The sequence below is a fragment of the Rhizobium sp. Root274 genome, from assembly GCF_001429245.1.
In the GTDB taxonomy this organism is placed as follows: Bacteria; Pseudomonadota; Alphaproteobacteria; order Rhizobiales; family Rhizobiaceae; genus Allorhizobium.
In genome coordinates, this window is sequence record NZ_LMJE01000001.1 from 1283019 (window position 1) to 1306978 (window position 23960).

A 23960-nucleotide genomic window follows, 5' to 3' on the forward strand; every position below is an offset into this window, starting at 1 on the left:
TTGCACCGGGTCCTAGTGGATGCAGCTGTCCTAACGTGCGGTGACCGCGAAGGCAAGCCAGAGGGACCGCATCTTATGCCGTGGACTTGGCTTCCTCCGCATGCTCTGCCGCGAGCAACAGGCCGAGCACGTCGCGCTGTGACATCGGCTTTCCGTAGAGATAGCCCTGGATCAGCTGAGGCGAGAGCGGGCTGAGGATCCGCATCTCTTCCTCCGTCTCGACGCCCTCCAGAACGCATTTCAGGTCCAGATTGCGGCACAGGACAATGATGCCGGCGACGATCTCGCGGGAGGTGGCGCTCTGTGCCACCTTGCGCACGAATGTCTTATCGATCTTCACCTTGTTCAGCGGCAGCTGGTCCAGGTATTCGAAGCTTGAATAGCCGGAGCCGAAATCATCAAGGGCGATCCTGAAGCCGAGGCCGGAAAGATCCTCGAGCAGAAGCCGGGAGGCCGCGATGTCCTTCATCACAGCCGTCTCGGTGATCTCGAATTCCACTCGTCCCGGCGCGATGTCCCGCTTCGTTACCTGAGCCACGAGCGAAAAGAGAAAGGCACGGTCGGCCAGGTCCTGGGCCGAGAGATTGAAGGAAATGGTGATGTGTTCCGGCCACAGGTCGAGCGCGTCCAGCGCCTTGCTGAAAAGGACCTGCGTGACACTCTGGATGAGCCCAGCCCGCTCCGCAGCTCGGATGAAGCGATCCGGCTGGACCAGTCCAAGGGACGGGCTTTGCCAGCGGGCCAGAGCCTCGAAGCTGACGACCGCCTGTTTCTTGACGTCGAATTGAGGCTGGAACAGCAGGTAGAGCTCCTGCTCCAGATTGGCCTCGCGCAGCGCCCGCTCCAGGGAAAGCGCTTCCCGCATCTTCTGGTCCTGGTCGGATGTAAAGATCACCGTTTGCCCTCGGGCAGACTGCTTGCCGCGGTAGAGCGCGAAGTCGGCCTTTTCGTAGATCTGGCGCGTACTGTCTCCCATGGCGGGGAACTGCGCGAAGCCAATCGTGCCTCCCAGGGAAAGCTGTAATGGCTGCATTTCATAGGGCCGGCTGACTGTCTTGATCAGACCATTGCCGATTGCTTCGATTTCGCCCGCCTCCTGTTCTCCGATGACGACAATGGCGAATTCGTCGCCTCCGATGCGGCCGAACTGGATGCCGGTATTACCTCGATCGCCCAGTCGATCCACGACTTCGCATAGGACATGATCACCGACGGCATGGCCATAGATGTCATTGATCGACTTGAAACCATCAAGGTCGAGAATGCCGATCCAACAGGGAGTCTTCTCCTCCACCAGCCTGTCGACGTGGGCGAAGATCGAGCGTCGATTGGCTAACCCCGTAAGGCTATCGAGAGCCGCAAGCTGATCGGCAAAGAGGCGCGCGTCGATCTGGCGCAGGATCGCCTTGCGCAACAGTGTCGCCATGCCCAGCGAGGCGAAGGAGGTGGCAACGCCGATAAAGGCGAACTGATGTGCAATCTCGGGCGCGGCCTGACGGGCGAAAATGAAGAGCGTACCGATCGAAATGATGACGCTCGCAAGCGTTGCGCGCAGTGTGACGCCGGTGGTTGAAAAAACCACGGCCATCAGCACGAAATAAATGAGCTTCTGCTCTTCGAAATGCAGCGTCATATAGGCTACGACGTTTGCATACATCAGCAGGTTCGTGATCAGACCGATCGCCTCAAGCCTGCGGAGCGGCGTTCCGCCCGCAGGCAGCATGACCCAGCGGAATATGGCATAAAGGATCGCCGTAGAAAGGCTGATGCCGCCGAGGATCAGAAACGGGAGTCCCGTCTCGTCTTGCCAGTGTCCCCATGTCACGAAAACATAATAGGCACAGCCCGGCAGCAGGAAGCCCCGGACAATCGGCCGATAGGCATCTGCCATGGCGCGCCGCCGCGTGGCGCTGGTCCAGACGTGGTACTGGCTCTTGAGATGACCGAGGAATTTGCCAAAACCGAGGGGATCAGCAGTCCCCTCCGTCTCCCTTTTCATGCGCGATGTGTCGTGCGGCACCGCTGTATTTGCATCAAACCCCATGGCATCCCTCGCGCAGGTATTGCCGGAGTTTATGTGCCTGCCGTTTAGAATAAATGAATATCGCGATAGCTTACAACTATTAGCGGCGTTCAAACGTCTTTCGAGCGCAGATTGGCCGGGTTAACCCCGGCCGGCAGATTTCATGCTCAAGCGGCGGTAAGCTCGCTCGGCTCATAGTGATAGCTAGTCGAACAGAATTCACAGGTCACCGTCACCTGACCTTCCTCCGTGCTTGACTCGATCTCGTCTGCGGAAAAGCCCTGCAGCACGCCCTTGATCTTGTCGCGCGAACAATTGCACCGGTCATGCACTGCCTGCGGCGCGAAGGCGCGTACGCCGCGCTCGTGGAAGAGCCGGAACAGCAACCGCTCGACACCGACCTGGGGGTCGGTCAGCTCGTCGGCATCGATCGTGTCGACCAGCATGCGGGCCTCGTCCCAAGCCTCGTCACCATGCAGGTCGGTTTCGCGATCGTCACCATCGCCGCCATGAAGGTCCGGATGACGCATGCGCTCCGGCGCCTCAGGCAGGAACTGCGCGATCAGGCCGCCGGCACGCCAGGTGCGACGCGGCTTACCGTTCTCGTCGCGGTCGAAGAGTTCGGCAGCCCCCAGGCGCACCCGGGTCGGGATCTGTTCCGACTGACGGAAATAGACGCCGGCGATGTCTTCGAGCGAGGTGCCGTCCAGCGGCACAATGCCTTGGTAGGGCTGCATGAACGTGCCTTGGTCGATGGTGAAGGCGAGCACGCCCGTGCCCAGCAGCTGCTCCGGCGATGCCCGGCCTGCGGCCACTGCTTCGGTAAGAGCCTCTTCGTCGAAACGCGCATAGGCGCGGACGTTTTCCGGAGAGGTGAAATCGGCGACCAGCAGATCGACCGGACCATCACCCTTGGTCTGGACGGTGAACTTGCCCTCAAACTTCAGCGAGGTGCCGATCAGGACGGTCAGCACGATGGCTTCCGCCAGCAGGCGCGCGACCGGCTGGGGATAGGCGTGGCGGTCGAGAATGGTGTTGATCAGCGGCCCGAGTTGGACGGCACGGCCACGCACATCGAGCCCCTCGACCTGAAAGGGCACCACGCTATCGTCACCGGCGAAACCGAATTCGCCGAGTTCTGCTTGTCTATTCGACATAAATGTACTCCTGGCGCCGGAACGCCCAATCGCAGGGCCTGAGCAGCCCGATCAGAAACCGCACAGATGGGATCACCTGCGCCAAAGGTCAAGACGAAGCCGGGCCGGCCGCGCGTGGCCGCCTCAGATGGCGCCGAGGCACCAGGCGAGGATGGACTTCTGCGCATGCAGGCGGTTTTCCGCCTCGTCGAAGACAACCGACTGGTTGCCGTCGATCACCTCGTCCGTCACTTCCTCGCCGCGATGGGCCGGCAGGCAGTGGAGGAAGAGCGCCTCGTCCTTCGCTTTCTTCATCAGCTCGGCATTGACCTGGAAAGGCTGGAAGACGTTGTGGCCGCGGGCCTTGTGTTCCTGGTTCATCGACACCCAGGTGTCGGTAATCACGGCATCGGCGCCGGCAACGGCCCGGTCGGCGTCATGGCAGAGCATGATCTCGCCGCCATTGTTGCGGGCCCAGTTGAGGATCTTGTCGTCCGGCTCGGAGCCGAGCGGAACCGCCATGTTCATCTTGTAGCCAAAGCGGGCAGAGCCCTCGACCAGCGAATGCAGGACATTGTTGCCGTCCCCGGTCCAGGCCAGCGTCTTTCCGGCGATCGGGCCGCGATGTTCTTCGACCGTCAGGATATCGGCCATGATCTGGCAGGGATGGGTCAGATCGGTCAGCGCGTTGATGACAGGCACCGTTGCGTGTTCGGCCAGCTCCAGCAGGCGCGAATGGTCTGTCGTGCGGATCATGATGGCATCGACGTAACGCGACAGGACCTTGGCGGTATCGCCAATGGTCTCGGCGCGGCCAAGCTGCATTTCGGTACCCGAGAGAAACAGCGTTTCGCCACCCAGCTGGCGCATGCCGACGTCAAAGGAGACGCGGGTACGGGTGGAGGGCTTCTCGAAGATCATCGCCAGCATCTTGCCCGCGAGCGGCTTATCGGCGTTGCCGGCCTTCGTCGCCTGCTTACGGCTGCGCGCGTCGTCGAGCATGTGACGCAGGTCCTGCGCGGAAACGGCAGAAAGATCGAGGAAATGCTTCGGGGATGCCATGGATGATACCTGTCTTGCACTTACGCGGTTGCGGCGGCCTTGGCCCGGATGTGTTCGGCGGCGCGCTCGATGCGGGCGATGCCCTCACGGGCTTCGGCAGCGGTGACGGTGAGCGGCGGCAGCAGGCGGATAACATTGTCGCCGGCAGGAACCCCGAGCAGATGCTCGTCGCGCATGGCCATCAGCAGCTCGGTGTTCGGCACCTTGGCTTTCATGCCGAGCATCAACCCCTCGCCGCGCACCTCTTCGATGACGTCGGGGTAACGATCGCCGAGCGACGCTAAGCCTTGCCGGAAGACGAGGGCCACGTCACGGACATGGTCGAGGAAGCCTTCGGCCAGCACCACGTCGAGAACGGCATTGCCGACGGCCATGGCAAGCGGATTGCCGCCATAGGTCGAGCCATGCGTGCCGGGTTTCATGCCATAGGCGGCCTCATCAGTCGCCAGGCAGGCGCCGAGCGGGAAGCCGCCGCCAATACCCTTGGCAACCGCCATGATGTCCGGGGTGATGCCGGCCCATTCATGGGCGAAGAGCTTGCCGGTACGGCCGACGCCACACTGGACCTCGTCGAGGATCAGGAGCAGGCCGTGCTCGTCGCACAGGTCGCGGAGTGCCCGCAGCATCTCGACCGGGATCGGGCGGATGCCGCCTTCCCCCTGCACCGGCTCGACGAGAATACCGGCCGTCGCTTCTGTAATCGCTGCCTTGACGGCATCGAGATCACCGAAGGGTACCTGATCGAAGCCCGGCGCCTTGGGGCCGAAGCCTTCGAGATATTTTTCCTGACCACCGGCCGCGATCGTCGCGATGGTGCGGCCATGGAAGGCGCCTTCCATCGTGATGATGTGGAACTTCTCCGGGTGACCCTTGGCGAAATGATAGCGGCGCGCCGTCTTGATCGCGCATTCCAGCGCCTCCGCACCAGAATTGGTGAAGAAAACGCGGTCGGCAAAGGTGACGTCGGTCAGCCGCTTGGCCAGCTTCTCCTGGCCGGGCACTTCATAAAGGTTCGACAGGTGCCAGACCTTGTCGGCCTGATCCTTGAGCGCGCCCACCACATGCGGATTGCCATGGCCAACCGAGGTCACGGCGACGCCGGCTGCAAAATCGAGATAGCGCTCGCCGGTCTCGGTGATCAGCCAGACGCCCTCGCCTCGCTCGAAACGCAGCGGCGCCCGATTGTAGGTCTGATAGAGCGGCGTAGCGTCTGCCATGGCGATTGCATTCCTTCTTGATGCCCGTACGGGGGCCGAGCCCCTGCGGGCTCAAGACAATTAAAAATGCCGCCTTGCGGCGGCGTGGGCACTATCTTCATTTAACCCTGCAATGTCAACGAAACTTGGCAAAACTCGGGTCCCTGGCGGAAAAACGGATCCGAACCGCGCGCGAGTCCCGGGCGCAGATTCCACCTGTTGCATACTTGACTCACTCGGGAAGCAAGTTGGGGAAAACCGCGAAATCGATTCCAGATGATTCCTGCGACTCTTGTCACAGAGTCAGCCTGCCACTAGGTTAAATTTCATTAAGAGATTGCATGCGGCGGAAGTGATCACCGACAGTTACGAGGCGGTTTTGTTTCGAATTCGTTCGAAGCAACGGTGACGGATTCTGCCATGACACACGCGAGCGGCGGAGAAGTATGGCATGAATTGGACTGATGAGCGGGTTGAAAGACTGAAGCGTCTTTGGGCCGAAGGCCTGAGCGCGAGCCAGATCGCAGCGCAATTGGGTGGCGTGAGCCGAAACGCCGTTATCGGCAAAGTACACCGGCTGAACCTGCCGGGCCGGGCCAAGGCCGGCGGCAGCACCTCGTCTGCACGGCCCGCCAAGCGCGCCACGCAGACGCAACGCCCGACGACCTTCCAGGCCCGTCCGGCAGCGAACACCACCACCCGCACCGTTGCCCGGGCTTCCGGCGCCACCATGCTGAAGGAAGAAGTCGAAGTCGACACTTTCCAGGAAGTCGAAGTCAGCCGTCCGCTGAACGTCGTCGTTCCGATCTCGCGCCGTCTGGCGCTGACGGAACTGACGGAACGCACCTGCAAGTGGCCGATCGGCGATCCGATGAAGGACGACTTCCACTTCTGCGGCTGCGAAATCAACGACGCATCGCCTTACTGCACCTATCACGCAAAGCTGGCCTATCAGCCGGTGAGCGACCGCCGCAAGGCCGCTCGCTAAGCGATCAAAAGAACATCAGATGACGTAGACGGGTCCTTCGGGGCCCGTTTTCTTTTGCCCGATACGCCAAACACAAGAGCCGCGACGGATGATCCGTGCGGCCCCTGTTGGTTGCAAGTGATTGAAGTCTCAGGCTTCCATCGAATAGCCCGCACCACGAACGGTGCGGATGACGTCTTGCATGTTGGAGAAGTTGAGCGCTTTGCGCAGGCGCCCGACATGCACATCGACTGTGCGTTCGTCGACATAGATGTCGTGGCCCCAGACACCGTCCAGCAGTTGCGAGCGTGAGAAGACGCGGCCTGGCGAAGTCATCAGGAATTCCAGCAGGCGGAATTCGGTTGGGCCGAGGCGGACTTCGCGGCTCTTGCGATGAACCCTGTGCGTTTCCCTGTCCAGTTCAATGTCGCCGCAACGGAGAACGCTCGACAGCACTTCCGGCTTTGCCCGGCGGAGCATGGCTTTCACGCGCGCCATCAGTTCCGGCGTCGAGAAGGGCTTGACCACATAATCGTCCGCCCCCGTCGCCAGTCCGCGAACCCGTTCGCTTTCCTCGCCGCGCGCCGTCAGCATGATGATCGGCAGGCGCTCGGTCTCCGGCCGGACGCGCAGGCGACGGCAGAGCTCGATGCCGGAGACGCCCGGCAGCATCCAATCGAGGATCAACAGGTCGGGTACCCGTTCCTGCAGACGGATCTCGGCCTCGTCGCCGCGCAAGATCGTTTCGACCTCGTATCCTTCCGATTCCAGATTGTAACGCAGGAGGACGCTCAGCGCCTCCTCGTCTTCGACCACGGCAATCTTCGGCTGCATCAGACCATCACCTCGCTGTGGCCAAGGCTCATTCGGTGATCGCGCCGACGGAAGACGTCAGGTCTTCCTTCGGGCGTTCGCCTTCCGGCACCGCACCTGTCGTCATGTAGTAGATGGTTTCGGCGATGTTGGTCGCATGGTCGCCGATGCGCTCGATGTTCTTGGCGCAGAAGAGTAGATGCGTGCAGCTGGTGATGTTGCGCGGATCCTCCATCATGTAGGTCAAAAGCTCGCGGAACAGCGAGGTGTAGATCGCATCGATCTCCTCGTCGCGATCGCGGATCGACTTCGCCTTCTCGGCAGAACGGGTCGTGTAGACGTCCAGCACTTCCTTGAGCTGGGCCAAAGCCAGATCGGAGAGATGCTCGAGACCGCGGGCGAGTTTGCGCGGCACGCCGGTCGCCTGGATGGCGACGACGCGCTTGCAATTGCTCTTGCCGAGGTCACCGACACGTTCGAGGTCGGCGGCGATGCGAAGGGCACCGATGATCTCGCGAAGGTCCGAGGCAACCGGCTGGCGTTTGGCGATGGTGACAACGGCCTTTTCGCCGATTTCCTTTTCCATGGCGTCCATGACGACGTCATCGGAAATGACCTTCTGAGCAAGTGCCGCGTCGGAGTTCACCAGCGAGCGGACGCTTTCGGCGACCATCTGCTCCGCCAGACCGCCCATTTCGGAGATGCGGCGCATCAGAAATTTCAGTTCCTCGTCGAAGGCCGAATAGATGTGTGAGGAAGCCATAGCCTAGATCCTTGATTGTGAAGAGAGCCGGAAGGTGCGCCGAGGGGGCTCAGCCGAAGCGGCCCATGATGTAGTCCTGCGTGCGCTGGTCGTCCGGATTGGTGAACATCTTGTCGGTGTCGTTTTCTTCGACAAGTTCGCCCAGGTGGAACATGGCCGTACGCTGAGAGACGCGGGCAGCCTGCTGCATCGAGTGGGTGACGATGACGATCGTATAGTTCTCGCGCAGTTCGTGGATGAGTTCCTCGACCTTGGCCGTTGCGATCGGGTCGAGCGCCGAGCAGGGCTCGTCCATCAGGATGACTTCCGGGCTGACGGCAACGGCGCGCGCGATGCAGAGACGCTGCTGCTGACCGCCGGAGAGACCCGTGCCGGCGGCGTCCAAGCGATCCTTGACTTCGTTCCAGAGGCCTGCCTTCTGCAGGGCGGTGGACACGATCTCGTCGAGATCGGCCTTGTTCTTGGCCAGGCCATGAATCCGCGGTCCGTAGGCGACGTTCTCATAGATCGACTTCGGGAACGGGTTCGGCTTCTGGAAGACCATGCCGACTTTGGCGCGGAGCTGCACCGGGTCGACCTTGGCATCGTAGATGTTCTCGGCATCGATCAGGATGTTGCCTTCGACGCGGCAGCTGGCGATCGTGTCGTTCATCCGGTTGATGCAGCGCAGGAAGGTCGACTTGCCGCAACCCGACGGGCCGATGAAGGCGGTAACCGAGCGCGGACGGATCTCGATGTTCACGTCCCGCAGGGCCTGCTTCTCACCGTAGTAAACCTGCACATCGCGTGCGGTGATCTTGGATTCAGTCATGATTGGCGCTTTCGTCGTCGTCATCTTTGTCGAGAGATTGTTCATCATCATACACCCCCTTACCAACGGCGCTCAAAGCGGCGACGAAGAATGATTGCTACCAGGTTCATCATGATCAGGAAGACCAGGAGGACGATGATGGCGCCGGAAGCGCGCTCCACGAAAGCCGGGTCGCCGCGCTGGGTCCAGTTGTAGACCTGCACCGGCAGCGCCGAGGCGGGCTGAAAGAAGCCGTCCGGCGGTCCGGAGGGAAATTCCTTGACGAAGGCGACCATGCCGATCAGGAGCAGCGGAGCCGTTTCGCCGAGCGCACGGGCCAGGCCGATGATCGCGCCGGTCAGGATGCCGGGCATGGCAAGCGGCAGCACATGGTGGAAGATCGACTGCATCTTCGAGGCGCCGACACCGAGGGCGGCGTCGCGGATCGAAGGCGGCACGGCCTTCAGCGCCGAACGGGTCGCAATGATGATGGTCGGCAGGGTCATCAGGGTCAGAACCAGGCCGCCGACGATCGGCGCCGACTGGGGCAGACCGACGAAGTTGATCAGCACGGCAAGGCCCAAGATACCGAAGACGATGGAAGGAACGGCCGCCAGATTGGCGATGTTCACTTCGATGAGGTCGGTAAACCAGTTCTGCGGCGCGAACTCTTCGAGATAGATCGATGTGGCAACCCCGATGGGCAGCGACAAAGCGAGCACGATCAGCATCATATAGGCGGAGCCGATGATGGCGATGCCGAGACCGGCTGCTTCGGGGCGTGTGTCCGAAGCATCGGCCGAGGTGAAGAAGGACCAGTTGAACTTGGTCACCAGAATGCCGGCCTGCTTCAGCGTATCAGCCAGCACCAGCTGCTCGGGAGAGACGTTGCGGTCGAGCTTGGCGCTCTCCATCGTCACGCGGCCCTTGTAGTAACCGTCGATACGGCCGGCGGCGAGCAGGTCGAACGAGACCGTCTTGCCGATGACCGAGGGATCGGCCAGCACGTAGTTGCGCAAGTTGGCCGGGCCATCCTTGGAGATCAGCTCGCCAACAGCCTTCGGCGTCAGGCCGTCTGCAACGAGCCCCTTCGCCGCAATCGCATCACCGAGAGCCTTTTCGATCAGCGGCGCATAGCCGAAGGTCGAGACCTTGGCGATGGCAGCGCGATCACTGGTGCCGGACGGATCGAGCTTGGCCGGATCGAGATAGACATCGATCGTGATGTAGGTCTGCTGGAACGACGACAGGCCGTTCGACAGGATGGAGGCGAGCAGGCCGACGAGCGCGATGATGCCGAAGGCAACGGCGGCTTTGCCGAGCATGCGGAAGCGGGCTTCGGCGGCATTGCGCTTGCGGGTGCGTTCATCGAGGTTCAGGAGAGACTTGGACTGCCCCTTTGCTGCGGGGGCTCCGAATGCGGTGAGGTCGGTCATTCGTACTGCTCCCGGTACTTACGGACAATGTAGAGGGCGATCACGTTCAGGAGAAGCGTGATGACGAAGAGGGTGAGGCCGAGCGCGAAGGCGACCAGCGTTTCGGGGCTGGCGAATTCGGTGTCGCCCGTCAGCTGGCTGACGATCTTGACGGTCACCGTCGTCATGGCCTCGAAGGGATTGAGATCGAGCTTGGCCGAGGCCCCTGCCCCGAGCACGACGATCATGGTTTCACCGATCGCGCGGCTGGCGGCGAGAAGGACGGCACCGACGATGCCCGGGAGAGCGGCCGGCAGGACAACCTGCTTGATCGTCTCCGACTGGGTGGAACCGAGCGCATACGAACCGTCACGCAGCGCCTGGGGCACGGCATTGATAATGTCGTCCGACAGCGAGGAAACGAAGGGGATGATCATCACGCCCATGACGAGACCGGCGGTCAGGACGGACGACGACGAGCTTCCGAGACCGAGCGGCTGGGCAAGCCAGTCGCGTAGGAAGGGACCGACCGTGACGAGGGCGAAAAGGCCGTAGACGATGGTCGGGATACCGGCCAGCATTTCGATCGCCGGCTTCACGATGCTGCGGGTCTTCGGGCCGGCATATTCCGACAGGAAGACTGCGATCATCAGGCCGATTGGAACGGCGATCACCAGCGAAATCAGCGAGACGTAGAAGGTGCCCCATAGCAGCGGCAGGATGCCGAGGTCGGAGCCGCCGCGGAACTGCGGGTTCCAGACCGTCGAGAAGAAGAAGTCCTGAGCCGGATAGATGGTGAAGAAGACATAGGTTTCGACGACCAGCGAGCCGACGATGCCGACCGTGGTCATGATCGCCACCAGCGAGGAGATCATCAGGATCGCCTTGACGAAGCTCTCGCTGATGTTGCGGGCGCGGAGCTCGGGATCGATGCGGATATAGGCGAGCGGCAGCGCACCGATGGCGAGCGCGAACACGGCGATGGTCATCAGAAGCTGACTGAAGTCGATGTCGGCGCGGTAAGCCTTGGCTGCCTCGAAGACTTCGGCCGGAACATCCGCGCCGAGCGCGATGCCGGAAGCGGCCAGACGACTACGGATATTGTCGGCATCCAGCGCCTTGATGTCGACGTCGCTACCAGCCTTCGCTTCGGCTTCACGCAGGACGGCGAGGCCGTCGCCGATGCGGCGAACATCCGCCATGACGAGGCTGTGGGCGCCGCCTTCAGGAACCGACGCATCCGTGATCATGCCGCTGATGCGGCCGTCGATGATGGGATGCTGAACGGTCAGCCAGAGCATCAGCAGGATCAGCGCCGGCACGGCGGTGATCAGCGCGACGGTCTGACCATAAAAACCGGGAAGAGAATGCAGCTTCATGCCACGTTCGGTCGAGAGGGACATCGCCCGCCGCCGCCCAAGCGCGTAACCGATCGCCGCTAGGGCCAAAACGCCCAGGATGATGATACTTACGTCCATGTTGCCCCGCCATGCCTTCGGAAACGAAAACCGGCGGCACTGGTGTGCCGCCGGTCAGGTCGAGACTTAGTTCAGCGGCGCCATCGGCGTGCGAGCCTTGACGGCTGCCTGCGTCTTGGCCAGCTCCGGATCCGAAACCAGGCCGTAGGCTGCGAGCGGGCCGTTCGGGCCAGCGATTTCGTCCGAAACGAAGAACTCTACGTATTCCTGGAGACCCGGGATAACGTCGAGGTGAGCGTTCTTGACGTAGAAGTAGAGCGGACGCGAAACCGGGTATTCGCCCTTGGCGATGGTTTCAACCGACGGAACGACGCCTTCCATGGTGGCAACACGCAGCTTGTCGGTGTTGTTCTGGTAGAAGGACAGGCCGAAGACGCCGATGGCGTTCTTGTTGGCAGCGATGCGGGCGAGCGTTTCCGGATAGTCGCCGTCGATGTCTACAGACACGCCGTCGGTGCGCAGGACGTTGCAGCCCTTCTTGGCAGCATCCTTGTCACCATTGTTGGCGGCGAGAAGGGCTTCCATCGTGCCGTCCTTTTCGCAGCCGGCTTCGATGACCTTCACGTCGAAGACTTCGCGGGTGCCGTGCTTGGTGCCCGGGATGAAAGCGAGGATCGGCTGAGCCGGCAGGTCGGCGCGGATCTCGTTCCAGTTCTTGTACGGGTTGTCGACCAGCTTGCCGTCCTTGACGACCTGAGCGGCCAGAGCGCTGTGCCAATCGGCAGCGGTGAAGGCATATTCCGGGCCGCTGATTTCAGAAGCGAACACGATGCCGTCGTAACCGATGCGAACTTCCTGGATGTCGTTCACGCCGTTGGACTTGCAGAGCTCGATGTCGGACTTGCTGATGCGCGACGAGGAGTTTGCGATGTCGATGGTGTTTTCACCCACGCCTTCGCAGAGCTTCTTGCGGCCGGCGCCAGAGCCGCCGCCTTCAACAACCGGCGTGCCGAAGTCGAAGTTTTCACCGAAGGCTTCGGCAACGATCGAGGCATAGGGAAGAACAGTCGAAGAGCCGGCGATCTGGATCTGGTCGCGAGCGATTGCTGCGCCAGCGAAGGCCACGGTGGCCGCCAAGGCAGCGAGGGAAAGTTTCAGAGCGGTCATAGTCATCTCCCGGAATGGGCTTGTGTGTCTTTGCGGCCGTGCGGCGTCTGCCAAGCACCGGCAGCTGCGTTCATAGCGGCTCTCAGCTCACGCTTTTATGTCAGTTGGGTGAAACATTTGTGACAGATCAAGCGATTGAAAATACTGGGTATTTTCCGAACCATCCCACTTGGACGTAGGTTTTATGTCAAAAACGGACGGTAAACTCGCTGCCGACGCCCAGTTCCGACTTCACGATCAGGCGTGCACGGTGGCGCGTGAGGATGTGCTTGACGATCGCAAGCCCTAGCCCGGTGCCCTTTTTCGAGCGACTGTCCTCGACATTGACCCGGTAGAAGCGCTCCGTCAGGCGCGGAACATGTTCGGCCGGAATGCCCGGTCCCCGATCCTGGACGCGAACCTCGGTGCCGACCCCCGGCTCGCGACGGACAATAACGTCCACGACCTTGCCGTCCTGGCCATATTTGCAGGCATTCTCGATGAGGTTCTCGAAAACCTCGACGAGTTCGTCCCGGTCGCCCATGACCTCGATCTTCTCCTCCGGCAGGTCGAGGCGGATCTCGACGCCGAGATCCGTCGCCAGAGGCGCGAGGCTGTCGCGCACATGACCGAGCACCGGCTTCAGATCGACCATCTGGTCGGGCGGCAGATGCGCCTTCAATTCGAGCCGCGACAGCGACAGGAGATCGTCCACGAGACGGCTCATACGGTTCGCCTGGTCGAGCATGATGGCCAGGAAGCGTTCCTTGGCCTTCGCATCGTCCTTCGCCGGACCCTGCATCGTCTCGATGAAACCGCGCAGAGAGGCAAGCGGCGTGCGCAACTCATGGCTGGCATTGGCGACGAAATCGCTGCGCATGCGGTCGAGGCGACGCAGCTCGGAGATGTCGCGGAAGGACAGGAGAAACAGTTGCCGCCCCTCAGTCTGAACCGGTGCGACACGTACGATATAGACGCGCTCCGACGGCAGCCGCTCCGAATGCTCGATCTGGTTGGGCGATCCTGTCTCGATCGTCTCCCTGATCATGTCGAGAATGCCGGGGGAGCGCCAACGGGCGGAGACGTGCTGCCCCTCCCCCAGGTCACCAAAGGCGCGCTCGGCCGCCGAATTCTGGGCCAGCAAGTCTGCTTGCGGCCCCATCACGAGGACCGGTACGTCGAGCGCCTCGACCGAAGCGCAGATCGATGGCAGCGGATCGGCCGGCAGGGCCGGCTGCGGGATTGAAATCGTCGGGCCGGCTTCCTCTTCGCCCGGCGGATCAAGCACCATCACGATGCCGATGAGCAAAACGAAAAGGACGAGGGCATAACCGGCAGCCGCGCCGGAATACCAGGCGGCCAAGGCCATCAGGCCCGAAGCGACGATGGCCAGCCAGCGCGACAGAATGTGTCTCAGGGGACGGCGCCAGCCGCTGCTCTGCCCGTTGTCTGCCACCTGCGACGCACCTCGCGTTTCAATCCTATCAAGCCTGATAGACGCGATTCATGACAGAAGTTCCGGTGGCCTGCCATGGCTGGTGCGGCTTTATCCCCCACACGCGTCACCAAGCCCGCCATCTTCGCGCCCGAGCCTTGCGCTCTATCTTCGCTTGCGCTCAATTATGGAAAACAGACAAAGGCGATCGGGCCGGAGGAAGACCATGGACGCACAGACGCAAAGCCGCGCCGTTACCCTGAAGATCCGGGGCAAGGAACGGATCTTCGACATCGACCAGCCGGAGCTGCCGGACTGGATCGAGGACGCGGCGCTGAAGTCCGGTGGCTTTCCCTACGACAAGAAGCTTTCGGACAAGGCCTATTTGGCGGAACTGACGGAGCTGCAGATCGAGCTGGTCAAGGTGCAGTTCTGGATGCAGAAAACCGGGCAGCGCGTGATGGCTCTGTTCGAAGGCCGGGATGCCGCCGGAAAGGGCGGTGCGATCAGCGCCACCCTCGCCTACATGAACCCTCGCTCCGCCCGCGTCGTGGCGCTCACCAAGCCGACCGAGACCGAGATGGGGCAATGGTATTTCCAGCGCTACATCTCGCATTTCCCGTCAGCTGGCGAATTCGTGCTGTTCGACCGCTCCTGGTACAACCGGGCCGGCGTGGAACCGGTGATGAGTTTCTGCAAGCCCGAACAATACGAGGCCTTCCTCAAGCAGGTGCCGCGCTTCGAAAAGCTGATCGAGCAGGAAGGCATCCACTTCTTCAAATTCTGGCTGGATACAGGGCAGGAGATGCAGCTCAAGCGCTTCCACGATCGCGCCCATGATCCACTGAAATGCTGGAAGCTGTCGCCGATGGATATCGCGGCCCTGCACAAATGGGATGACTACACGCAGAAGCGCGACCGCATGCTGAAGGAAACCCATACGGAACGGGCGCCGTGGACGGTGCTGCATGCCAACGACAAGCGGCGAGCGCGGCTGAACCTGATCCGCCATATCCTTCTGTCTCTCGACTACGAGGGCAAGGATAAGGACAAGATCGGCAAGCTGGACAAGAAGATCATCGGCAGCGGGCCCGGCTTCCTCGACTGAAACCGTCGATTGGGAGGGAAAGCCGCCCTTAGGCCTCGGCCAGGGCACTCACTGCCCCGGCAGAACCCGCACGGCATAAAGGTTGATACCCCTGCCCTTGCCTGTCACATCCGCATTGACGATCAGACGACCGGGCGTCGAGGGCGCCATGCCGCTGTCGAAGGTGACGCGGAACAGCGCGTCGAGCTTCTGCGGATTGACGGTGAAACGATGGCGCGGACAGTCGCCCATACGCGGGAAATCGCATTCCACCGAGATCTGCACCGGATTGTCGTCCGGCGACTGCACGGTCAAGGCAATGGTCGAGGTGCGGCCGGCCAGTTCCTGCAGAACGTCGGCCGGCACGGTGATCTCGATCGAACCGGCGGCATCGCCGCTCCGCGAGACGATACGGGCGGCCGTGCCGTCGCTGGCCGTCACCATGTCGACCGTTGCATTTGAACGGGGATGCAGGGCTGACACCTGATCCGGCGTGAAGACGCTGATCCAGTCGTCGGTAAAGCCGCCGCGGGTATCAATCGCCTGCGGGCCTTTCGGCGCCTCGACCGGCTGCTGGGCATTGCCGGCAAAGTCCTCTTCCTCGGCGCGCGGCGGCGGATTGGGAACGCTGGTATCGCGCTGTTCCGCCGTCAGCAGCAGTCCCGAGGTGTAAACCCACCAGGCCCCGATCCCGAGGGTTGCCAGAAAAATGGTGAAGATCATCAGCCGGGCCACGCCGCCGCGCCTGCGCTTGCGCGGCTGGACGGCGCGTTCGGACCGCATGTCAGGCATCGGGCCCTCGTCGGCCAGATGCGCCTCGCGCAGATCCGGTTTCGGTGGCTCGATGTCTTCGTCGAAGGCCGGCTCACGATCGTCAACCGGTGGCACCGGGGCCGAGTGCTCGACGGGGTCGGCAGCAAAGCCGGGTTCCACGCGACCGGCCGGTCGATCTCCCGAAACGGGTGGTGCAACCGACGGCTCGACACGGCGATCGCCAGCCGCGGTCGGGGAGGATGCTGCGGCGACGGGTGGCTCGACGGGCATATCCAGGCGCGCGCGCTCTTCCAGTTCAATTGCGTGGATCAGCGCCTCCAACCGGCGCCGCTGGTGGTTGATCGCTTCTGCATCCTCGATGTTCTGCTTGCGCAGCCCCGTTTCGAGCGCCTGACGCGCCGACTGATAGACCCGTGCCCGTGATTCGGCATTGGCCCGGTCAGAGCGCTCTAGGGCGTTCCGGATGGCTGTTTCCAATCCGCTCATTGGTCGCCATACTCCTTCGGGGATCGCCCCTGCCACATCGCATCCATAGTTTCGATTCGGTAGACGCTCGATTTTTCAAGGGCAAGCCCGGAAACCTCCTATGGTCACGAATTAACACAGGATTGAGACCTTTCGCATCGATCTTGCCACAGCTTTGCCAATCCGCCCTTCATCCGCGTCTCTTTTCAGTCCGCCCCTGATCTGCTATTTGACGTTTGCGTAAACGTAAACTTCATGGGAGGTGAAGTGATGGCCCTGCCGTCGATCCTGAAAGACACTCTGAGGCTGCCGGTCGTCGCCTCGCCGCTCTTCATCATATCGCATCCGCAGCTCACGCTGGCGCAATGCAAGGCCGGCATCGTCGGCTCCTTCCCGGCGCTCAATGCCCGGCCGGAAGCGCAGCTCGACGAGTGGCTGGCCGAAATCACCGAAGAGCTCGCCTCCCACAATGCCCGGAACCCGGATCGTCCGGCCGCCCCCTTCGCGGTCAACCAGATCGTGCACATGTCGAACAAGCGGCTCGAACACGACCTGATGATGTGCGTCAAATACAAGGTGCCGATCGTCATCTCCTCGCTCGGCGCCGTGCCGGAGGTGAATGCCGCCGTGCATTCCTATGGCGGCATCGTGCTGCATGACGTGATCAACAACCGCCATGCCAATTCGGCGATCCGCAAGGGAGCGGACGGGTTGATCGCGGTCGCGACCGGCGCCGGCGGGCATGCGGGCACGCTCTCACCCTTCGCGCTCATCCAGGAAATCCGCGAATGGTTCGGCGGGCCGCTGCTGCTCGCCGGCGCGATTGCCAATGGCGGCGCAGTGCTGGCCGCCCAGGCGATGGGGGCCGACATGGCCTATATCGGCTCGCCCTTCATCGCCACCACCGAAGCCCGCGCGTCGGATGCCTACAAGCAGGCGGTGGTTGATGCCCATGCGAATGACATTGTCTATTCCAACTATTTCACCGGCATCCACGGCAACTACCTGAAGCCATCGATCGCTGCCGCCGGCATGGACCCCGATCATCTGCCGGAAGCCGATCCTTCGAAGATGGATTTCGACAAGGCGACGACCGGCGGCGCCAAGGCCTGGAAGGATATCTGGGGCTGCGGCCAGGGCATCGGCGCCGTCAAGGCGGTCGAACCCGTGGCTGCCGTCGTCGATCGACTTGAGCGCGAATACATAGGCGCAAAAAAGGCGATTTGCGGCTGAGACTTGCGCTGCTAGCGTCCCCCGCAGATCTGATTTGCGGGGACGCCATGCACCACCTGAAACTCACCCTCACCCTCACCCTCACGCTCGCAGCCATTCTAGGCAGCGCTCTGCCCAGCCAGGCGGACGACGGCGCCTACAAGGAATTCAAGGCCTGGCAAGTCTCCTGCAGCCAGACCCGCGCCTGCACCATGCGACAATTCCTGTCCGACAAGCCGCTGTCAGGCTTCGAGCTGCAGCGCAGCGGCAAGCCGGATGCGCCGGTTCTGCTGGTGATCTCGCCGAGTGACAATGCCGTCACCGAAGCCGAGGGCGCGCCGGAGGTGCGCATCGCGGTCGACGGGGGCGAAGCGTTGGTGCTGAGCGGCCCTGCCGTCACGGCCGATCCTGGCGCTTACTCCTTCACTGTGAGCGGCGATCTCATCGGCAATGGCGTTATCGACAGCCTGAAAAACGGAACGACCGCCACGATCACCCTGACGCGCGGCGACAAGACCGCCAAAGGTGATCTTCCTCTGGCAGGTGCGGCCGCAAGCCTCTTGTTCATCGACGAATATCAGGACCGGATCGGGCACACGGACGCGCTGAGCGCCAAGGGTGACAAGGCGCCCAATCCGGCCCTGCCGGTCACCGACATCACGTCCATCACCGAACTGCCGGAGGCAATCCGCGCCCATTTCGCGGAGGGCGGCGACTGCGCCGACACCGATCCCGGCATGTTCAACGGCAATGCGCTGTCGCATCAGCTTAATGAGGACACGGCGATCTACATCACGCCCTGCGGCTCGAGCGGTGCCTACAACGTCCCCTATACAGCCTATGTCGACGCCTTCGGCATGATCGCGCCGCTCGCTTTCCCGACCATGGTCGACGGCGCCCCCAGCGCCACACCCCAGGCCTTCAATCTCGCCTATGACTGGGAAAAGAAGAGCTTCTCCTCCTTCTTCAAGGGCCGTGGCATCGGCGATTGCGGCACCTACAGCCAGTGGCGTCTGGCGGAAGGCGCGATGGGGCCGCAGCTCGTGCTGGTCGAGGAGACGTTCCGCGACTGCCCGGAACAGTTCAGCGAGACCGACGAGATTGACCCCGGCAGCTGGCCGAAGACCTGGCCGGTGAAGTAAGGCGCCGGCCCGCACACCCGGTGACTGTGCCCGCCTTCGAGCACGCCGGGGAAATTTTCCCCGGCACCCGAAAACCGGCTTGAAATCACCCGGCAATCCCTGTATCAGCCCCTCACCATTAGCAACGGGCTTTCAGCCTGTTCGCAGATGCCGCTTTAGCTCAGGTGGTAGAGCACATCATTCGTAATGATGGGGTCGCAGGTTCGAGTCCTGCAAGCGGCACCATTTGCCAAACATGCCCTCACCCCCCCGCCCCATAGCCCTTCAGCCGCCTTCTTGTATCCGACGGGCTCTCGCGAAAATGCGCGCGGTAGCTGCGGGAGAAGGCTGAGGCCGAATTGAAGCCTGTGGCGGCGGCGATGTCGGCGAAGGGGGTGCGGGTTTCGATCACCTTGCGGCGGGCGGCGTTGAGGCGCAGCGCTAGGTAATGAATGTGCGGCGGGGCGCCGATCGCCTCGATGAACAGGGTCTGCAGCCGTCTTTCGCTGATGCCGATGCGGCGCGCCAGTCGCACGAGCGGCAGCGGCTGGTCCAGATGCTCCTCCATCACCCGCATCGCCTGGCTCACACGGGGGTCGGCGAGCCTGATGCTGCCGGTCGAGGGCATGGCGGTGGCTCCGGGGCTTACGCCGCCCTGCTCGTAGATGAACTGGCGCGACACTTCGAGCGCCAGCGAATAGCCATGGCGGCGGCGGATCAGCTCCAGCATCAGGTCCAGTGTCGGCAGCGAGCCGCCGGTGGTGATGCGTTTGCCGTCGATGACAAAGCGCTCGCGCACCGTCTTCACCTGCGGATAGGCGGCGGCGAAGTCGTCATAGTCTTCCCAGTGCAGCGTGGCAGAAAAATTGTCGAGCAGCGCGCTCTCGGCCAGCAACCAGGCACCGGATTCGATCCCGGCCACCAGGCTGCGATGGCGGGCCGACTTTGCCAGCAGGCGCTTCAGGTCGGATGTGGCGTAGCGCTTCCAGTTGTGACTTGAGAGGACGAAGAGGGGATCTTCCTCGCTGCCCGGCTGGAACGCACCGTCCACCGGGATCGGGATATGGCTCTTGGTTTCGATTGTCTGGCCGTCGGGGCTGAGGATCCGCCAACGATAGAGTTCCAGCCCGCTTACTCGGTTTGCCAGACGCAGCGGTTCGATCACGGAAGCGACCAGAATGAGATTGGTGTCGGGCACGACAAGGAGGTCGAGCACGGTGGTGGGTGAAGAGCGATCGGACATGCGGCACGGATCTCGCAATATTGCCGATAGTGTATAGAACTTGTCCGATACTGCAAAGCATACTGCGGCATTCTGTCTCGTAATAGGGCCAACGAACGAGGGAGAATAATTGGTGCCTTTGACCATGAACCGGGATGTCTTCATCACCTGTGCCGTCACCGGCGCCGGAGACACCACCTCGAAATCGCCGCATGTGCCTGTTACCCCCAAGCAGATCGCCGACTCCGCCATCGATGCCGCCAAGGCGGGTGCTGCCGTCGTGCATTGCCATGTGCGCGATCCGGAAACGGGGGCCGCCAGCCGCCGCAACGATCTCTACAAGGAAGTCACCGACCGCATCCGCTCCGCTGATGTCGACGTGGTTCTCAACCTGACCGCCGGCATGGGTGGCGACCTGATTTTCGGCAATGTCGAGCAGCCGCTGCCGCTCAACCCCGTGGGCACAGACATGGCAGGCGCCACCGAGCGCGTGTCCCATGTCGCCGAATGCCTGCCCGAAATCTGCACGCTCGATTGCGGCACGATGAATTTTTCGCTTGGCGACTATGTGATGACCAACACGCCGTCGATGCTGCGCGCCATGGCGAAACTGATGACGGATCTCGGCGTGCGCCCCGAGATCGAGGCCTTCGATACCGGTCATCTGTGGTTCGCCAAGCAGCTGGTCGAGGAAGGCCTGATCGAGGATCCGGTCCTCATCCAGCTCTGCATGGGCATTCCCTGGGGCGCGCCTGACGACCTCAACACCTTCATGGCCATGGTCAACAATGTGCCTGACAACTGGACCTTCTCGGCCTTCTCTATCGGCCGCAATGCCATGGCCTATCCGGCTGCAGCAGTCCTTGCCGGCGGCAATGTGCGCGTCGGGTTGGAGGACAATCTCTATGCCGGCAAGGGCCTGCTCGCCACCAATGCCCAGCTCGTTGAAAAGGCCGTGACCGTGATCGAGGGCATGGGTGCCCGGATCATCGGGCCGGACGAGGTGCGCAAGAAGCTCAAGCTCACCAAGCGGTGATGCCCCGACCGTTCCCGCGATTGTAGGGACGGGTCACTCGACAAACCGACATGCGGACGAGAACGTGATGAGCAGAATTCAAAAGGCGGCCTGTATCGGCGGGGGTGTAATTGGCGGAGCCTGGGCGGCGCGTTTCGTGCTGGCCGGCATCGACACGACGATCTTCGATCCGCATCCGGAGGCCGAGCGCATCATTGGCGAAGTGCTCGCCAATGCCGAGCGCGCCTATGAAATGCTGACCATGGCGCCGCTGCCGCCGAAGGGAAAGCTTACCTATGCCGCTTCACTCGAAGAGGCTGTCGCGGGCGCCGACTGGATCCAGGAAAGCGTGCCGGAACGGGTCGATCTCAAGTGCGGCGTGATTACCGAGATCGATGCAGCCGCCAACCCCAAGGCGCTGATCGGCTCCTCGACTTCCGGAATCCTGCCGACCGATCTGCAGCGCGACATGAAACATCCCGAACGCATGTTCGTCGCGCATCCCTACAATCCTGTCTATCTCCTGCCGCTTGCCGAACTCGTCGGCGGTGAAAAGACCAGCCGCGCCGTGCTGGAAGATGCCAAGGCGAAGCTCGCCCCTATCGGCATGAAGGGCGTGATCCTCAACAAGGAGATCGAGGGCTTCGTCGGCGACCGGCTGCTGGAAGCGCTGTGGCGCGAGGCGCTCTGGCTGATCAAGGATGACATCTGCGACACCGAGACGCTCGATGACGTGATCCGCTATTCCTTCGGCATGCGCTGGGCGCAGATGGGTCTGTTCGAGACCTATCGCATCGCCGGCGGCGAGGCCGGCATGCGGCATTTCCTTGCCCAGTTCGGCCCCTGCCTCGCCTGGCCCTGGACCAAGCTCACCGATGTGGTCGATCTCAACGACGAACTCGTCGACAAGATCGCCGGACAGTCGGACGCCCAGTCCGGCGCGCACGGCATTCGCGATCTGGAACGCATCCGCGACCAGAACCTTGTCGGCATCATGCAAGCCCTGAAGGCCGGCGATGCCGGTCGCGGTTGGGGTTCCGGAAAACTCCTGGCGGAGTTCGAGGCGCATCTCTGGTCGGCTGCGCCGGCGCCCGCTGCCGCAGACACCACCAAGCCGATCAAGCTTGCGGACTTCCGCGTGCATCCGTCCTGGGTCGACTACAACGGCCACATGACGGAATACCGCTACAGCCAGTGTTTTGCCGACAGTTCCGATGCGCTGCTGCGCCTCATCGGCGTCGACATGGATTACGTCTCGGCCGGCCACAGCTATTACACGGTCGAAAACCACCTGCGCCTGCTCGATGAGTGCAAGCTGGGTGACGCGCTCTATGTCGAGGTGCAGTTGCTGCCTTCGGATGGGAAGAAGCTGCACTCGTTCTTCTGGCTGCGCCGCTCTTCCGACAATGCGGTCGTTGCGACCTGCGAACACCTGATGCTGCATGTCTCGTCGGCGGAAGGCAAAACCATGCCGCCGCTCCCGGTCGTCCTGTTGAAACTCGAACCTCTGATCGCCGCCCATGGCGGGCTGCCGGTGCCCGAAGGGGCGGGTCGCCATGTCGGGCAGAAGAGATCGCCGGCATGAACACCATCAGCCTGAAGCCACAAGGATAGACATATGGATTTCGCCCTCACCGCAGAGCAGCAGATGATCGTCGAGACGGTCCGCGGCTTCGTGGAGAGCGAACTCTATCCATTGGAGGATGAGGTCGAGAAGACAGGCCATGTGCCACCCGAGATGGGCTGGGAGATCGCGGCCAAGGTGAAGGCGCTCGGCTTCTTCGCCTGCAACATGCCGGAAGAGGTCGGCGGTGGCGGGCTCGATCACCAGACCTTCACGCTGGTGGAGCGCGAACTCGGCCGGGCCTCCATGGCGCTCACCGTCTTCTTCGGCCGCCCCTCCGGCATCCTGATGGGCTGCAACGACGACCAGCGCGAACGCTACCTGCTGCCGGCCGTTAGCGGCGACAAGTTCGATGCGCTCGCCATGACCGAGCCGGGCGCCGGTTCGGATTTGCGCGGCATGAGTTGCACCGCGCGTCCCGATGGCGGTGACTGGGTGCTGAACGGCACCAAACATTTTATCAGCCACGCCAATATCGCCGATTTCGTCATCGTCTTCGTCGCGACCGGCGAGGAAGAAACGCCGAAGGGCGTGAAGAAGCTGATCACCTGCTTCCTCGTTGATCGCGGCACACCCGGCTTCACCATCCGCGACGGTTATTCCTCGGTCTCGCATCGCGGCTACAAGAACTGCATCCTCGATTTTGACGATTGCCGACTGCCGTCGGCGCAGATCCTCGGCGAGGTCCACAAAGGCTTCGAGCTTGCCAATGCCTGGCTCTACGGCACGCGGCTAACCGTCGCTGCAAGCTGCGTCGGCCGGGCGCGGCGTGTCTTCGACCTCTCGGTGCCCTATGCCGCCGAGCGGCATCAGTTCGGCAAGCCGATCGGCGCGAACCAGGGTGTGTCCTTCAAGCTTGCGGACATGATTACCGAGATCGATGCGGCCGACTATCTGACGCTAGCCGCCGCCTGGCGTCTCGATCAGGGCTTGCCGGCCAATCGCGAGATCGCCTCGGCCAAGCTCTATGCCTCGGAAATGCTGGCGCGGGTCACCGACGAGGCAATCCAGATCCATGGCGGCATGGGCCTGATGGACGACCTGCCGCTTGCCCGCTTCTGGCGCGATGCGCGCGTCGAGCGGATCTGGGACGGTACCTCGGAGATCCAGCGTCACATCATCAGCCGCGACCTGTTGCGTCCGTTCGGAGCATAATGATGGCGCACAGACCCCTGCACTCAACCTCTTCCTCCCGCGCCTCCCCCGGATGGCCACAGGACCCGTATCAGGGCCTGTGGCCAGGCGGCGACCCTGATGTCTCGGCATCTGGGATGCA

At 62.4% G+C, this 23960-nt stretch carries 20 protein-coding genes, 1 tRNA gene and 1 other annotated feature (1 of these 22 only partly in view); of the genes, 8 read left to right on the plus strand and 13 right to left on the minus strand.

All coding sequences use genetic code 11. The annotated features are described in order from the left end of the window. Positions 1–16 (minus strand) — a sequence feature (sul1 is cis-regulatory element that is thought to sense ions involved in sulfur or methionine metabolism; They are found in Alphaproteobacteria); it reaches 40 nt to the left of the window's first position. Between the two features lie 57 nt (positions 17–73). The 4 genes from ASE36_RS06390 to ASE36_RS06405 form a co-directional block, all read right to left on the minus strand. Beyond that, a complete protein-coding gene (locus ASE36_RS06390; protein WP_200945155.1) occupies positions 74–1999 on the minus strand; it encodes a putative bifunctional diguanylate cyclase/phosphodiesterase in 1926 nt (641 codons plus the stop codon). Between the two features lie 191 nt (positions 2000–2190). Beyond that, a complete protein-coding gene (locus ASE36_RS06395; protein WP_062276607.1) occupies positions 2191–3180 on the minus strand; it encodes an Hsp33 family molecular chaperone in 990 nt (329 codons plus the stop codon). 123 nt (positions 3181–3303) lie between these two features. Then, complete coding sequence (gene argF, locus ASE36_RS06400; RefSeq protein WP_062276609.1) at positions 3304–4221, minus strand: ornithine carbamoyltransferase; 918 nt, start codon at positions 4219–4221, stop codon at positions 3304–3306. A 20-nt stretch (positions 4222–4241) separates the two neighbouring features. Beyond that, positions 4242–5438 (minus strand): aspartate aminotransferase family protein, encoded by a 1197-nt coding sequence (locus ASE36_RS06405; protein WP_062276612.1) that lies wholly within the window; start codon positions 5436–5438, stop codon positions 4242–4244. 430 nt (positions 5439–5868) lie between these two features. Here ASE36_RS06405 and ASE36_RS06410 point away from each other — a divergent pair, with 430 nt between their 5' ends. Beyond that, on the plus strand, positions 5869–6405 hold the full coding sequence (locus tag ASE36_RS06410) for a GcrA family cell cycle regulator (protein WP_062276614.1): 537 nt from the start codon (positions 5869–5871) through the stop codon (positions 6403–6405). A 129-nt stretch (positions 6406–6534) separates the two neighbouring features. Here ASE36_RS06410 and phoB read toward each other — a convergent pair whose 3' ends face one another. From phoB to phoR, 7 genes are all read right to left on the minus strand, one after another. Next, positions 6535–7218, minus strand: coding sequence for a phosphate regulon transcriptional regulator PhoB (gene phoB, locus ASE36_RS06415; protein WP_062276616.1), 684 nt, complete (start codon positions 7216–7218; stop codon positions 6535–6537). Positions 7219–7246: 28 nt separating this feature from the next. Continuing rightward, positions 7247–7960: a phosphate signaling complex protein PhoU gene (phoU, locus tag ASE36_RS06420; RefSeq protein ID WP_062276618.1), complete on the minus strand. Its 714-nt coding sequence runs from the start codon at positions 7958–7960 to the stop codon at positions 7247–7249. A gap of 49 nt (positions 7961–8009) precedes the next feature. After that, complete coding sequence (gene pstB, locus ASE36_RS06425) at positions 8010–8795, minus strand: phosphate ABC transporter ATP-binding protein PstB (RefSeq protein WP_246085115.1); 786 nt, start codon at positions 8793–8795, stop codon at positions 8010–8012. A 35-nt stretch (positions 8796–8830) separates the two neighbouring features. Next, positions 8831–10186, minus strand: a complete 1356-nt coding sequence (pstA, locus tag ASE36_RS06430; RefSeq protein ID WP_062276620.1) for a phosphate ABC transporter permease PstA — start codon at positions 10184–10186, stop codon at positions 8831–8833. Beyond that, entirely contained in the window at positions 10183–11643 is a 1461-nt protein-coding gene (gene pstC / locus ASE36_RS06435) for a phosphate ABC transporter permease subunit PstC (protein WP_062276622.1), read from the minus strand. The genes pstA and pstC overlap by 4 nt, the downstream gene beginning before the upstream one ends. Positions 11644–11709: 66 nt before the next feature. Beyond that, the gene (locus ASE36_RS06440) at positions 11710–12750 is read right to left on the minus strand and encodes a substrate-binding domain-containing protein (protein ID WP_062276624.1); all 1041 of its coding nucleotides are present in this window, start codon (positions 12748–12750) and stop codon (positions 11710–11712) included. Positions 12751–12937: 187 nt separating this feature from the next. Continuing rightward, a complete protein-coding gene (gene phoR, locus ASE36_RS06445; RefSeq protein WP_062278148.1) occupies positions 12938–14098 on the minus strand; it encodes a phosphate regulon sensor histidine kinase PhoR in 1161 nt (386 codons plus the stop codon). A 292-nt stretch (positions 14099–14390) separates the two neighbouring features. Here phoR and ppk2 point away from each other — a divergent pair, with 292 nt between their 5' ends. Beyond that, positions 14391–15272 (plus strand): polyphosphate kinase 2, encoded by an 882-nt coding sequence (gene ppk2, locus ASE36_RS06450; protein WP_062276626.1) that lies wholly within the window; start codon positions 14391–14393, stop codon positions 15270–15272. 48 nt (positions 15273–15320) lie between these two features. Here ppk2 and ASE36_RS06455 read toward each other — a convergent pair whose 3' ends face one another. Continuing rightward, complete coding sequence (locus ASE36_RS06455; RefSeq protein WP_062276628.1) at positions 15321–16511, minus strand: hypothetical protein; 1191 nt, start codon at positions 16509–16511, stop codon at positions 15321–15323. A 249-nt stretch (positions 16512–16760) separates the two neighbouring features. Here ASE36_RS06455 and ASE36_RS06460 point away from each other — a divergent pair, with 249 nt between their 5' ends. The 3 genes from ASE36_RS06460 to ASE36_RS06470 all read left to right on the plus strand — a co-directional run bounded on the left by ASE36_RS06460 (position 16761) and on the right by ASE36_RS06470 (position 19069). Continuing rightward, a complete protein-coding gene (locus tag ASE36_RS06460) occupies positions 16761–17723 on the plus strand; it encodes an NAD(P)H-dependent flavin oxidoreductase (protein ID WP_062276630.1) in 963 nt (320 codons plus the stop codon). A gap of 47 nt (positions 17724–17770) precedes the next feature. Beyond that, positions 17771–18844 carry a DUF1176 domain-containing protein gene (locus ASE36_RS06465; RefSeq protein ID WP_062276632.1) on the plus strand — a complete coding sequence of 358 codons (1074 nt, stop codon included), beginning with the start codon at positions 17771–17773 and terminating at the stop codon, positions 18842–18844. Between the two features lie 149 nt (positions 18845–18993). Beyond that, positions 18994–19069 (plus strand) — tRNA-Thr (locus ASE36_RS06470). Between the two features lie 16 nt (positions 19070–19085). On the opposite strand, the gene ASE36_RS06475 is transcribed toward ASE36_RS06470, so the two are convergent. Then, entirely contained in the window at positions 19086–20066 is a 981-nt protein-coding gene (locus ASE36_RS06475) for a GlxA family transcriptional regulator (RefSeq protein ID WP_062276634.1), read from the minus strand. A 112-nt stretch (positions 20067–20178) separates the two neighbouring features. Between ASE36_RS06475 and ASE36_RS06480 the strand changes: the two genes are divergently transcribed. The 3 genes from ASE36_RS06480 to ASE36_RS06490 all read left to right on the plus strand — a co-directional run bounded on the left by ASE36_RS06480 (position 20179) and on the right by ASE36_RS06490 (position 23839). After that, on the plus strand, positions 20179–21081 hold the full coding sequence (locus ASE36_RS06480; RefSeq protein WP_062278150.1) for a 3-keto-5-aminohexanoate cleavage protein: 903 nt from the start codon (positions 20179–20181) through the stop codon (positions 21079–21081). Positions 21082–21148: 67 nt separating this feature from the next. Continuing rightward, the gene (locus ASE36_RS06485; RefSeq protein ID WP_062276636.1) at positions 21149–22645 is read left to right on the plus strand and encodes a carnitine 3-dehydrogenase; all 1497 of its coding nucleotides are present in this window, start codon (positions 21149–21151) and stop codon (positions 22643–22645) included. A gap of 33 nt (positions 22646–22678) precedes the next feature. Further along, a complete protein-coding gene (locus tag ASE36_RS06490) occupies positions 22679–23839 on the plus strand; it encodes an acyl-CoA dehydrogenase family protein (protein ID WP_062276638.1) in 1161 nt (386 codons plus the stop codon). Positions 23840–23960: the final 121 nt, after the last annotated feature.

What these genes read in the sequence shown, in the direction of transcription:
- pstC (WP_062276622.1), bottom strand. Translation starts at nt 11,643, where the DNA reads ATGGACGTAAGTATCATCATCCTGGGCGTTTTGGCCCTAGCGGCGATC.
- phoR (WP_062278148.1), bottom strand. Translation starts at nt 14,098, where the DNA reads ATGGCCTTGGCCGCCTGGTATTCCGGCGCGGCTGCCGGTTATGCCCTC.
- ASE36_RS06490 (WP_062276638.1), top strand. Translation starts at nt 22,679, where the DNA reads ATGGATTTCGCCCTCACCGCAGAGCAGCAGATGATCGTCGAGACGGTC.
- argF (WP_062276609.1), bottom strand. Translation starts at nt 4,221, where the DNA reads ATGGCATCCCCGAAGCATTTCCTCGATCTTTCTGCCGTTTCCGCGCAG.
- pstB (WP_246085115.1), bottom strand. Translation starts at nt 8,795, where the DNA reads ATGACGACGACGAAAGCGCCAATCATGACTGAATCCAAGATCACCGCA.
- ASE36_RS06440 (WP_062276624.1), bottom strand. Translation starts at nt 12,750, where the DNA reads ATGACCGCTCTGAAACTTTCCCTCGCTGCCTTGGCGGCCACCGTGGCC.
- ppk2 (WP_062276626.1), top strand. Translation starts at nt 14,391, where the DNA reads ATGGACGCACAGACGCAAAGCCGCGCCGTTACCCTGAAGATCCGGGGC.
- phoB (WP_062276616.1), bottom strand. Translation starts at nt 7,218, where the DNA reads ATGCAGCCGAAGATTGCCGTGGTCGAAGACGAGGAGGCGCTGAGCGTC.
- ASE36_RS06485 (WP_062276636.1), top strand. Translation starts at nt 21,149, where the DNA reads ATGAGCAGAATTCAAAAGGCGGCCTGTATCGGCGGGGGTGTAATTGGC.
- ASE36_RS06390 (WP_200945155.1), bottom strand. Translation starts at nt 1,999, where the DNA reads ATGAAAAGGGAGACGGAGGGGACTGCTGATCCCCTCGGTTTTGGCAAA.
- ASE36_RS06405 (WP_062276612.1), bottom strand. Translation starts at nt 5,438, where the DNA reads ATGGCAGACGCTACGCCGCTCTATCAGACCTACAATCGGGCGCCGCTG.
- phoU (WP_062276618.1), bottom strand. Translation starts at nt 7,960, where the DNA reads ATGGCTTCCTCACACATCTATTCGGCCTTCGACGAGGAACTGAAATTT.
- ASE36_RS06410 (WP_062276614.1), top strand. Translation starts at nt 5,869, where the DNA reads ATGAATTGGACTGATGAGCGGGTTGAAAGACTGAAGCGTCTTTGGGCC.
- ASE36_RS06455 (WP_062276628.1), bottom strand. Translation starts at nt 16,511, where the DNA reads ATGAGCGGATTGGAAACAGCCATCCGGAACGCCCTAGAGCGCTCTGAC.
- ASE36_RS06475 (WP_062276634.1), bottom strand. Translation starts at nt 20,066, where the DNA reads ATGTCCGATCGCTCTTCACCCACCACCGTGCTCGACCTCCTTGTCGTG.
- ASE36_RS06395 (WP_062276607.1), bottom strand. Translation starts at nt 3,180, where the DNA reads ATGTCGAATAGACAAGCAGAACTCGGCGAATTCGGTTTCGCCGGTGAC.
- ASE36_RS06460 (WP_062276630.1), top strand. Translation starts at nt 16,761, where the DNA reads ATGGCCCTGCCGTCGATCCTGAAAGACACTCTGAGGCTGCCGGTCGTC.
- ASE36_RS06465 (WP_062276632.1), top strand. Translation starts at nt 17,771, where the DNA reads ATGCACCACCTGAAACTCACCCTCACCCTCACCCTCACGCTCGCAGCC.
- pstA (WP_062276620.1), bottom strand. Translation starts at nt 10,186, where the DNA reads ATGACCGACCTCACCGCATTCGGAGCCCCCGCAGCAAAGGGGCAGTCC.